Here is a 10236-nt window from a genome sequence, read left to right as displayed (position 1 = left end):
TCGTCACCGGACGCCCGTAACCGATTACCCGGAACCGTTGGACTCAGGTTCGCAGGAAGGCGGCTAATCGCTCGAGCGCTTCGATACAGAACGCGGTAGTCACGGCTTCGGAGCCATGGCCTATTTGTCCTACCGCGCCGAACCTGAGCGTCTGGTCGCCAAAGGCGAGCAGTTCCGGCCAGCTGCCGTCCTCGCGCTGCGCGCTCAGGATGCGCCTCAACGACTGCTTCACGTCGGTTCTTCCCAGGCATCCCGCGTCGCAGAGCGTCGACACGGCCTGGGCGGTCTGCAGGACATTGCCGAAACCGCCCTCGTCGTCCGCCAGGCCCAGGACACGATCCGCGAGGACCGGGCGCAGCCGATCCAGTGCGGGCGTCACGCGTCGCACGGCTCGAGCGACCGCATAGCAGATCGCGATCTCGTCCGGGTACCACTTGGACGCGTCCTTGAGATCGCCCTCGGCGATCAGTGCCTCCAGCCATTGCTGGGCAGCCCTGGTTTCAGGGCAGTCGCCGAGATAGGCGATAACGTTCGCATTGACCACGGGATCTGCTTCAATGCGAAATCGCGACACGACATCGGGTTCGTCGCCTTCCAGCATCCAGGTCATGAAGCGGCCTTCCCCGTCACGGTTCGCCAGTATCCGCGGTATGTTCCGCCCCAACAGTATCCAGGGGTGCGTTCCGATCACCAGGGCACAGAGCGTGGTGCTGTCGAGATCCTGGGGCAGATGGCGGTAATAGCGCCAGAACCCGGGATATTCGACGGTGTCGACCAGATAAGCCCTGGTCGCGACGCATATGGACCTGGCCTTCGCTTCCCGGCAACTATCCAGGGCAAGGACGCAGAACGCCGAAATGAAGGGAGGCCTTTCGAAATGCCGCGGCACCTTAGGATCGGCCACGTTGAACCGGATGCAGTGCCAGGCGCCGTGTTCATCAATCGTCGTCTCCAGAAAATCGAGACCGCGACGGACGCTCTCTTTGCCCGCTTCCGCAAGGACCTCTGCGCCGGCATCGCTGCCGGGGACGCGTCCCGCCCCGTCACCCGGCGGACGACGGGGCGGCGCTGGGTCGTACATGGTCTTGCGCAGAAAGGCGAGGGACGACGCGCCGGTACGCGCCTCCTCCCGTTCCTCCCGGGTGAATCGATTGCGCGGGAGCAGGACGATATGGGTCGCGTCGGTGGTTTCTTCGTGTACTTGAATCTCGTGGTCTTCAGCCATCGTCACGCCGAGTTCCTGCTCGATGGTCTCTCTGGGCCTGGCAAGGAGACGTGCCCGCAAGTCGTCGTCGTCACCCGCTCTCAAGATAAGTAAATCGGCCGCGTTGGGGGACTTTTTCATGAACGTCTGCTCCGCTTTAACGGGTATGGTCCGAACGTGCGTCGGGCGGATCAGGCGATCTGCCGCCGGATCAACTCCTTGAATACCCCGTCGGTCTCTTTCAGTTCGTTGAAGGAGCCGCTCTGCACGACCTTGCCGGCTTTCAGCACGTAGATGCGGTCGGCCTGCTCGAGCGTAGACAGGCGATGGGCGATGACGAGGCGGGTTGAAGTCAGGGCGGCCAGGTTCCGCATCACGCTGGCCTGGTTCTCGTTGTCCAGCCAATTCGTCGCCTCGTCGAACAACATGATTCGGGGGCTGCCGATCACCGAGCGGGCGATCGTGATGCGCTGACTCTCGCCGCCCGACAGGACGGAACCGCTGGTGCCCACCATGGTCATCATGCCCATGGGCATGGCCTTGATCTGGTCCTCGACTTCCGCGGTCCGGGCCGCCGCCCATACTTCATCGGTCGTCACGTCTACATGGTGGCTGACGAGGTTGTCCCAGAGATCCTGCGGATGGAGCCCCACCGACTGGGGCACCGCCCCGATCTTCCGGCGTACCTGCTTCAGATTCAGGTGCCTCAGGTCGCGCCCGTCGTAGTACACCGCGCCAGCGGTCGGCCAGTCGATACCGAGCGCGAGCCGGAACAGGGTGCTCTTGCCGGCGCCGGATTCCCCGGCGATCGCGACGAATTCGCCGGGATGGGCGCGTATCGTGACGTCGTCGAGGATCAGCGGTCCGTCGGTGTCGTAGCGGAAAGAAACATGGTCGAACAGGATGTCCCCGCCCAGGTATTCGACCGGTTCGCCTGCCGTTCCCGTCTCGGGCGCCGCCGAAAGCAGCGGACGCATCTGCTCGAAGGCCGGCATCATGGAGGCCAGGACACCGATGGACTCACCGAGCCGGGCAATGGTAGACTGAAATACGATGAAGACCGTGTAGACGACGAGGAAATCGCCGACCGGCATGTTTCGGTCTCCTGCCTCCATCACCGTGAACAGGAGCACGCCAGCGGCAAGGAAAGGCAGCGCGGCGCCGAATGCCCGAGAATGGCCCTCCAGGGCGCCCAATTCGATTTCCGCGCGCTTCTGGGCGCGATAGTCCCGCGCCCAGATGGCGTAAGCCGATCCTTCCGCGTTATCCATGCGCAGCTTGGAAATGCCTCCCACGATCTGGAATAGCCGACCGGCCACGCGTCGGGCCGCCCTGATCATCCACCCGTATGGAGAGATCTGGCGCAATCCCAGCACCAGGGTGACCAGCAGCGAAACCAGGCTGAAGAGGAGCGTGACGACTCCGAGTGTGGTATCGTAGAAGAAAATGACGCCAAAAACCGGAAGCAGGAAAACCAGCGACAGGAAACAGTTGGCGACGACCCCCCGCAATCCATCTCGGAGTTGCTGAAAGGTCATGCCCGACATGGCCAGGTCGCCGGCCGGGTTGCGGTGCAGCATGCCGGGAGGAAGGCGCATGAGCCGGTCCCAGAAAGCGGCTTCCACCCGGGAGGCCGTGCGCCCCTCCAGCCGCATCATCGCCATGTTCTGGAGGAGGTGCAGCATCGCACCGAGCAGGCCGAATGCCGCTATTGCCACGGCGACCGCATAAAGCATTCCCGCGCTTCCACCCGCCGTGATGTGGTTCGCTACGAACCCGAGGGCGAGTGCCGGCAGCAGCCGGATCACGCCGTAAGGAAGTCCGGCGATCACCATCCGCGCCCAATCCGAGGCCGAGCCGCGCAGGGCGATGCCCAGCAGATCCGACGGTTTCACGCCTCTCGCCGGCAGGGGCTGATAGAACATCCAGGCTTCTTCCGCCAGCGCGTCCGTACCGGCCAGGCGGGCCAACGAGACCCGGGTGCGGCGATTGCTGGCCGGGTCGATCTGCCGGTACCGCCCGAACATGCCCGGCAGCAGCGCCACGGGCTGCCCGTCGTCGGCGCGATAGGCCAGCAGCGCGTTGCTGTCGCCGTGCCACCAGCGGTCATCGGCGTTGAAACGCACGCGCCGGGCGCGCACGCCCGTTGCGTCAAGAATGTCCACGAGGCCGACGGGAGTTTCGGACTGACCCGATCGCGCCGGGATCTTGAAATCGATGCCTTCATGGCGTCCGATCAGGTGCAGGGCATCTGCCAGGGCCGTATCCTCGACTCCGGCGTCCCGGTCGGTTGGAAGGTCGTAGATATTGTAGAGTCGCTGCCGCGCAGTATGCTCGGCCGTTCGGCGGCTCGCTGTCCGCGCCCGTTCGAGATTGACGGCGTCTACCACGACCAGCCGGCGGTTCAGGCGTTCCAGGGTGAATGCGACCGTGTGAAACGAGGCGAGCGCCGCCAGCAGCCTGCCCTGCCGGGCTAGTGTTTCCGTTGACTGGCCGGTCAACGTCGCCTCGTCGATCAGGGTAAGCCAGCTTGTCCGGGCCAGCGGGATGACCGTCTCGTGGGGGCTGCCCGTCTCCGCGAGTTCCGCCGTGTCGACGATCCCCATGAACAGGCCCGCGCCGGACGGCGGTTCGGATACCCACACCACGCCGCGACGGACGGACAGCGTACAGGGTGCCAGGGTCTGCGTCAGGCCGGGTTCGGCCAGCGCGGTCGGACGGGGAGGAGGGATGGCGAAACGCGCCAGCGTCTCCGTAATGGCGGTCAGCCACGTATCGGTCTGTTCCGCCAGTTCCGCTGGATCCACCTGGGACAACAGGGAAGCCGGCAGACGTTTGAGCAGGGTGCCCGGCATTCCCCTGGCGATGATACTGAGCGTGGTGTCTGCTTCACTGCCCAGCCGGTGCGGCGCGACCCCCGGCAGCAGCCACCCCGATTCCCGGCGGAGCAGGTGCTGCGGTGCCGACTGCTCCGTCCCGCTTTTGAGTTCGACCAGGAACAGATTGACGACGCCCTGGTCGATGAACCAGACGCTGTCCGGGTCGTCGAGGTTGACGGGCAGGTTGCCCGCGCAGGGCACGGATTCACCGAACTGATCGGCGAGTTCGGCCAATGGCGAGTATTTGGGTTCGCTGGGTTGCATCAGTTCGACCTGACCAGTTTATAGTACGCGCCGTCCCGGTCGGCGATCAGTTCCTCGTGCGTACCTCGTTGCACCGTAACGCCTTCGTCCAGCACGATGATCTCATCGCAGTCCCGCACCGTGCTCAGGCGGTGGGCCACGATCAGGCAGGTGACCCCGCGCCGCCGCAGCGCGTCATCGACGTATTCCTCAGTGGCCGCATCGAGTGCGCTGGTGGCCTCGTCCAGGATGAGCACCGTGGGGTTGCCCACCAGCGCACGGGCGATTTCCAGACGTTGGCGCTGGCCGCCGCTGAAGTTCGAACCGCCTTCTTCGACGAGCGTCGCATAGCCCTGGGGCCTGAGCAGGACTTCGTCGTGAATCTGGGCATCCCGTGTCGCGGCGAAGAGGACTTCGTCCGGGATGGCCGGGTTCCAAAGCGTGATATTGTCGCGAAGGGACGCGGAAAAGAGCACGATCTCCTGGTCCACCATGGAGATGGACTGCCGCAGCACTTCCTCGGGGATCTGATCCCGCAAATGATCGTCAAACATGATCTCGCCCGACCAGGGCTGGTAGACTCCCGAGACCAGCCGCGCAAGGGTCGATTTGCCGGAACCGCTGGGACCGACCACGGCAATCCGCTGTCCCGGCTTGATCACGAGGTTGAAATCCTTGATCAGGGGCGGCCGGCTCCGGTTGTAACCGAAAGTAACGTCGCGCAGTTCCAGCTGGCCGGCGAGCTGGAGCCGGCCGTTGAACGTGTGGACCGCGTCCGATTCAGGGTTTCTGCGGCGAAAGACCGGATCCTCATCGGTTTTCGAAATGTCCTCGAGCCGCTGCAGATCGGTTTCGAGGGCCTGGCGGTTTTCGGCGAACTCCAGGAAACGCTCAACAGGGGCCAGGAACATCTCCGCCAGGATATAGAATCCCACCAGCATGCCCAGCGACATTTCGCCCTGCATGACCATCATGCCGCCGATGCCCAGGATCGCCGCACTGCGCAGCGCGTCAACCAGCCCCGGCAGGGAGGCATTGACGGAGCCCAGTTCCGAATAAAGCTGTCGTGCGCGCAACTCACGGGCCTGCTGCCCGCTCCATCGCGAGAAAAACCGGTCATCCGCGCCCGTCATCCGCAGATTGTCGGCATGGCTCAGCATCTGCATGCCCAGACCGATCAGCAATCCCTGCTCGCGCCTCATCGTCTGGCTGCGTACCGCACGGAGATTGTTGAGAAAACGGGCCAGCACCGCGTGCAGCAGCGCCAGCACGAGTACGATCAGCGTGAGCATGGCGTCGAAGGCGAACATCGCCACGAGGAACACCGCGCTCATGGCCATGTCGACCACGAGCACCAGGAACTGGTCCGCCAGGTTTTTGGCGATCCGGTCGGTGGACGACACACGGTCCGTAACGTCGCCGGCCAGCCTGTTTTCAAAGAACTCCACCGGCAGGCGAAGGAGCCGTGACATCCCGTTGCTGTATCCGGCTACCGATACCCGGACCGCAAGCCGCTTCAGGAACCGGTGCTTGAGCAGGGACAGGACGTACACCAGGACGCCTCCGCCAAGCAGGGCGGTGACCAATCCGCCCCAGGTCCCGTGCTTGGCCATGACGTCGTCGACGAAGACGCCGAGCGACGCGGGAACCACCAGGGTCAACAGCGTCAGCATGAGTCCGCAGGCCACCACGCCGGTCAGCAGGCGCCAGGACCCGGCGATCAGGCCGTTCAGTTGCCTGAACAGATCGGGCTGCTCGCCGCCGGGCGCGAAATCTTCGCCCCGCTTGAAGCGAAGCGCGATGCCGCTGTAGCCCTTCTCGAACTCTTCGGCGGAGACCCTGCGCCGACCCGTGGAAGGGTCGTTAAGGTAGTAGAAACGGCTGTCGACGCCTTCGAGGACGAGGAAATGGCTGAACTGCCAGAACAGCACCAGTGGCATCTCCAGCATTTTCAGCTGTTCGGCGCGCACGCTGAGGCCGTTGCACTCGAGACCGTAGTGCCGGGAGGCGCGCAGGATGCTCGCGGCGCTGCTTCCGTCCCGGCTCACCTCGCATTTTTCCCGCAATTCGGTGAGCGGTACCCATCTCCCGAAATATCCCAGTACGATACCGAGACAGGCCGCGCCGCACTCCGATGCGTGCATCTGCAGCAGAACGGGCGTGGAGATCCGCTTTGCCGAGTCGTCCGCAGCCTTCTTTTTGCCGGGTTGTTTGGTCGTGCTCACCGTCATCCTGCGGTCACCTCATGAGGAACAGCCCGATCGGAGACTGCCTGCCCAGCTCGATGACGATCCGGCATTTCATGCCCGCAAGGGCATCCGGATTCATGTCTTCCTGGAGTGCGGTCTCGAGCGCTATATCGATGCGATGAACGGATACCGGCGCCGCGGTTTCGAAGGCGGCCGGTCCACCTGAGACGGGTTCGGCGGCGATGGTCCTGACCGTTCCGGCAGGCGCGTCTGTATCTCCATCCGCCGACTCCGGCTCGATCAATACCGGCATCCCGGAAGCAATTTCCGGCGCGATTTCGCTATTGATCCAGGCGAGGGCCTCCACGGTGATGCTGCCGTCGGGAAGGGTCTGCCCCTGCTCCACGATGACGCCGTCCACCACGATGCTGCGCGCCACGCTGCCGAAGAAGAGCCATGCCAGGAGGGCACACAGAAAAACAGCGATCGCGGCAACCAGCAGCCTTTCCCGCGGCGTGGATATCGTCAGTAGCCGGTCGAGTTGCTCGCGGTCTTCCTTCGCCTCCGCAACGGTTTCATGAAATGAGTTTAGCAGATTGTTGAACACGGGCGTGGAATAGTCTCCTCATGGCATTCGAGCGGGTTTGCGTGCTCACGAGTCGAGCGGGTTTGCGCACTCACGAAGCGGGTTTGCACGCTCACGAAAGGTAAATTCATTCAGTACGATGCATATAGTATGATGTTTTATATGTTTCAAATCAAGAAATGTCACGATGCAGACGTCGCGGTCTGCCGTTGCGGCCTGCCGAAATACAACCCTTTGATCGGTGTCCAGGTTGCCCTGAACCGGCGCCTGTCAGCCGCTCCAACCCAGCCCCTGGGACATCTGGGCGTAGCTGGTGAGCGGTACCGCGCACATCCGGTGCCAGTCGGCTTTGTCGATGACCGGCCGGGTCAGCAGTTCGAGCATCCCTTCGAATTTCTCGAGCGCATCGCAATCCACCACATCGGGGTCCGTGGCCTCGCGGTGCCGGGGCCAGGCTCGTTCTCGCGCGTGACGCCAGAATGCGCTGTCGAAAATCGAACCGCAGGTATAGTGCCAGCCGACGAACAGGCCGTAGCAGAGCATGTTGTTGATGAGAAACCGATTGACTGCGGGCGCGTCGCGTTCGAGATGCGCTACCGGCCGGTTGAGGCGCGTTTGCAGCACCATTCCGACCTGTAGTTGAGCGGATACGATCGCCGTCGCCTCGAGGGGCTCCATGAAGGCCGCCGCATTGCCGATGCGGGCGACCGCGCCGTCATATATCCGGCGATGGACGAAGTTCGGAAAGGGGATGACGGCCCGTTGCTCGAACTCGGCCACGCCGTCGGACTCCAGGAATGCGTCAAAGTCCGATTCGACTTCCGCAATGTCGGATACGTCGCGGTTGAAGATGTACCCGTAGGACGTGTGCACCGTCAGCGGAATGACGAATATCCACCCGTGCGGACGGGTCACCGCCCGGGTGTAGGTATGTTGCAGTACCGGTCCGTTCCGACCGTCTTCGATGATCGCCGGGCAGCGCCGGATGACGGCGGTATTGGTAGGGATGAAAGAAATGTCGATGTGCTGATCGGGGCGTAGTTCCTTCGGAAACCCACGGGCATCGAAGACCAGGTCGTAGCGTTCCGGCGCCCGGCCCTCGAATTCCACCTGCGCGCCGTCCTCGACCCTGGTGATGTCGAGTACTTTCGCGTCGATGTGGCGTGCACGCGTGCCTTCGCGCAGCAGGTCCGCCATCAGGTCGGCCGAAAGGTGGTAGGCGTAGGACACTTGCTGCGGGGTGAAGTAGTGGGTGAAATCATGGTCGCGCCGGCCCCATCCCTCGAAGGCGACACCGTACTTGCGCGTTCCCTTCAAGCGCTGCTGGACGGTCTCATGGGGCAGCCCCGTCAGCTTCTGCAGTTCCTGCACCAGGCTCGGCCAGCTGCCTTCTCCCACCCCGATGACCGGAATGCGCGAGTCATAGATGTGGTGAAGCTCATGATCGCTGTCCGGATGAAGACGCGTTACGCTGGCGGCTGCCAGGGACCCCGCGGTCCCCTGCCCGATCACCGCGATCTTCCGTAGAGATTCGGCACCCGGCTGAATCATGCCGCGTCCTTTCGCATACCTCTCCGTCGTAATCTATTCGAACCAGAATAGTTAACGAATCGTAACCAGGAAGATACAAAATGCCGGCGGGATGACAATATCTCTATCATCAGCTTCATCGCGTGTTACATCGCGGGATTTAGTGGTAAAGCTTCAGGGTCGCGGTCAGACTAAAGCCGGCAGGTCGGGCAGAATAAGCACATAGATGCTGTGGTGGGGTGGATGGCAGAAGTAATGCCCCAGCAGGATCCTATAGTGGATCCAGCCCCTTCACCGCCGCCTCGATCCTTTCCAGCGCCTCGGCGAGGATCGACCGGGGGCAGGCGATGTTGATCCGCTCAAAGCCTTCGCCTTCCGGGCCGAAGATGAACCCTTCATCGAGAAAGACGCGGGCTTCCTCCATCATGAGTCGCTGGAGCGCGTCCTTGTCCAGCCCCAGGCTCGTGAAATCCACCCACACGAGATAGGTGCCCTCGGTTTCAATGACGGGAATGCCGGGCAACCGCTCGCGGAAGAAGGATTCGAGAAACCGGTAGTTCTCCTCCAGGTAGGCCAGCAGCTGCTCCAGCCATTCCTCGCCGTGATCGTAGGCCGCCTCGACGGCCGCGATGCCGAAGGGATTCAGCGTGAAGATACCGGCGCTGCGGACTGTCTGCTGAAAGGCCTCCCGGAGTGCCGGGTCGGGAATCATCATGTTTGACGCCTGAAGCGCGGCGAGGTTGAAGGTCTTGCTGGGCGAGGTGCAGATGATCGACCGCTCCTCGTATTCCGGACCCAGTGTGGCGTAGGGCGTGAAGGTCCGGTCCCCGAGGATCAGGTCGCTGTGGATTTCATCGGAAACGACCAGCACGTCGTGGTCCATGCATATCCTGCCGAAGCGAAGCAGTTCCTCGCTGGTCCAGATCCGCCCGACGGGGTTATGGGGATGGCAGAGTATGGCCATCTTGACCTCCGGATCGGCGCATTTGGCTTCGAGATCTTCGAAATCCATGTAGTAGCGGCCGTCCCGGTATTGGAGCGGGTTCAGCGCCGGTCTCGTCTGCAGGTTCTCGATGGCATTGTAGAAGGGATAGTATACCGGCGGCTGCACCAGCACCTTGTCGCCGGGTTTCGTGTAGGCGGAGACCAGCATGTGAAGGGCGGGTACGATGCCCGGGGTGAAGCAGATGGTGTCTGGATCGACGGACCAGTCATGGCGCCGCTTCATCCACCGCACCACGGCATCGTAGTAGGACGGCGGCGGGAAGGCGTATCCGTAGACGCCCATGTTCGCAATTTCGGACACCGCGTCCACCACCGGCTGCGGGCACGGGAAGTCCATGTCCGCCACCCACAGCGGAAGCACGGGTTTCCTGTGCCGGCTGGCGTCGGTCTCGTCCCACGGGACAATGGCGCCGTCCCGCTTGACATAGTCCCACTTGTACGAATTGGTTCCGTTGCGATTGATGCGCTGGTCGAAATCATAGTTCATCGGGAAGGAGATCTCCATCGGATCGGGCGGTGCAAAGGCTTTACTAAGTCGTGTAGAAGGTGGCCGTACGGCGTCGTATGTTAACCGGTCGCGGTGGCGCTGTCAATTTGCAT

The 10236-nt window shown here is 62.9% G+C and carries 6 protein-coding genes; all 6 read right to left on the bottom strand.

The features are described 5' to 3' along the window. Nucleotides 1-43: 43 nt before the first annotated feature. The 6 genes from OXH56_08415 to OXH56_08390 all read right to left on the bottom strand — a co-directional run bounded on the left by OXH56_08415 (nucleotide 44) and on the right by OXH56_08390 (nucleotide 10123). Complete coding sequence (locus tag OXH56_08415) at nucleotides 44-1345, bottom strand: hypothetical protein (protein MCY3555331.1); 1302 nt, start codon at nucleotides 1343-1345, stop codon at nucleotides 44-46. A gap of 50 nt (nucleotides 1346-1395) precedes the next feature. Then, complete coding sequence (locus OXH56_08410; protein ID MCY3555330.1) at nucleotides 1396-4347, bottom strand: ATP-binding cassette domain-containing protein; 2952 nt, start codon at nucleotides 4345-4347, stop codon at nucleotides 1396-1398. Further along, nucleotides 4347-6551, bottom strand: coding sequence for an NHLP family bacteriocin export ABC transporter peptidase/permease/ATPase subunit (locus OXH56_08405; GenBank protein ID MCY3555329.1), 2205 nt, complete (start codon nucleotides 6549-6551; stop codon nucleotides 4347-4349). Before OXH56_08405 ends, OXH56_08410 begins: the two co-directional genes overlap by 1 nt. A gap of 13 nt (nucleotides 6552-6564) precedes the next feature. Next, nucleotides 6565-7122: a hypothetical protein gene (locus tag OXH56_08400; protein MCY3555328.1), complete on the bottom strand. Its 558-nt coding sequence runs from the start codon at nucleotides 7120-7122 to the stop codon at nucleotides 6565-6567. 249 nt (nucleotides 7123-7371) lie between these two features. Further along, nucleotides 7372-8652 (bottom strand): tryptophan 7-halogenase, encoded by a 1281-nt coding sequence (locus OXH56_08395; GenBank protein MCY3555327.1) that lies wholly within the window; start codon nucleotides 8650-8652, stop codon nucleotides 7372-7374. 250 nt (nucleotides 8653-8902) lie between these two features. Continuing rightward, entirely contained in the window at nucleotides 8903-10123 is a 1221-nt protein-coding gene (locus tag OXH56_08390; GenBank protein ID MCY3555326.1) for a pyridoxal phosphate-dependent aminotransferase, read from the bottom strand. Between the last annotated feature and the right edge of the window lie 113 nt (nucleotides 10124-10236).

The sequence above is a fragment of the Gemmatimonadota bacterium genome (assembly GCA_026702745.1).
In the GTDB taxonomy this organism is placed as follows: domain Bacteria; phylum JAAXHH01; class JAAXHH01; order JAAXHH01; family JAAXHH01; genus JAAXHH01.
This window is presented reverse-complemented; position numbering and strand designations above follow the sequence as displayed.